1 protein-coding gene is annotated in these 1,376 nt (G+C 62.8%); it reads right to left on the reverse strand.

Features of this window, described 5'->3' with window-relative positions:
• Positions 1 to 30: 30 nt before the first annotated feature.
• Positions 31 to 1,281: an IS256 family transposase gene (locus tag KNW02_RS20555; RefSeq protein ID WP_216035035.1), complete on the reverse strand. Its 1,251-nt coding sequence runs from the start codon at positions 1,279 to 1,281 to the stop codon at positions 31 to 33.
• Between the last annotated feature and the right edge of the window lie 95 nt (positions 1,282 to 1,376).

Here is a 1,376-nt window from a genome sequence, read left to right on the forward strand (position 1 = left end):
GAGATATGCGCGAAAGTTGGTGATGCCTGATCAGGCGGCGGTTTGAAGTTGGCGGAGGCCATCGCGGAATTCAATCCCCTGGATGATCTCGGGCAGGCGGTTCTGGCCATCAAGCTTGCGCCATTTCTTCTGCGCCGACATCATCAGCCTGAAGGCCATGGCAAGCCCGGTCCTGCGGCTCAGGCATCCCTTGGTGCGCTTCGTGCGGTGCCGAACGGTGGCGAAGGTGCTCTCGATCGGGTTTGACGTCCGGATGTGTTTCCAATGCTCGGCCGGAAAATCGTAGAAGGTCAGCAGCGCGTCGCGATCCTTCGCCAGCTTGGCGACCGCCTTGTCGTATTTGACGCCATAGGTTTCGGTGAAATGATCGAAGGCGGCATTGGCGGCTGATTTCGTTTCGGCCTGCCAGATGTCATGCAGGTGCCCCTTTGCCTTCGCCTGCAACGATTTCGGCAGCGCGTTCAGAACGTTCATGGTCTTGTGAACCCAGCAACGCTGTTCCCGCGTCGTGGCGAAGACTTCGCGCAGGGCGGCCCAGAAGCCAAGAGCGCCGTCGCCGATGGCCAGCTTCGGATCCTGTTTCAGCCCGCGCCGCCTGAGATCGAGCAGCACCTCGCGCCAGCTCTGCGTGCTTTCGCGGAAGCCATCGGTCATGGCCAGCAACTCCTTGCGGCCGTATTCGTCGGCCCCGACGATCACCAGAACGCACTGCTTTTCCTCGGCCATGCGCGGTTTGAAATAGACCCCGTCGGCCCAGATGTAGAGGAAACGCCTGGTGCCGAGGTCGCGTTTCCGCCAGGCCTCGTAGTCGTCCCACCAGTCGGCCTTCAGCCGCGAGATCGTCGCGGCGGACAGGCCTTGAGCCTGCGGGCCAAGCAACGCCGCCAGAGCCTCCTGGAAATCGCCGGTCGACACCCCCTTGAGGTAAAGCCAGGGCAGCAGTTCCTCGACCGATTTCGTCTTGCGTAGATAGCGCGGCAGGATGCTCGGCGTGAAGCTGATCCGGTCCTCGCCAACCCCGCGATCCCGGATGCGTGGAACCTTCACCGGCACCGGGCCGATCCCGGTCAGAACCTCGCGCTCGGGCAGATGGCCGTGCCGGACCAGGCGGGCGCGGCCGTCTTCCAGCTTCTCGGCCGCGTGGCGCTCCAGCAGCGCCGCAAGCTCGGCCTCAACGGCCTGACGGATCAACTGTCGCGCGCCGTCGCGCACCAGATCGGTCAACGGGTCGGTGGAAAATCCCGATGGATCGGGCAGATGGGTGATGGTAGCTTCTGACATGTGGCATATCCCTTTCTCGGCTGAGAATTGACGGCGCGTAGACACCGCCTTGATATGCCGCCCCTCAGGGCATCACCAACTTTCAAGCATTACTC

It is taken from the genome of Paracoccus marinaquae (assembly GCF_018860165.1).
In the GTDB taxonomy this organism is placed as follows: Bacteria; Pseudomonadota; Alphaproteobacteria; order Rhodobacterales; family Rhodobacteraceae; genus Paracoccus; species Paracoccus marinaquae.

Excerpts from the sequence above, each read along its gene's own strand:
- KNW02_RS20555 (WP_216035035.1), bottom strand. The coding sequence starts at position 1,281 with ATGTCAGAAGCTACCATCACCCATCTGCCCGATCCATCGGGATTTTCC.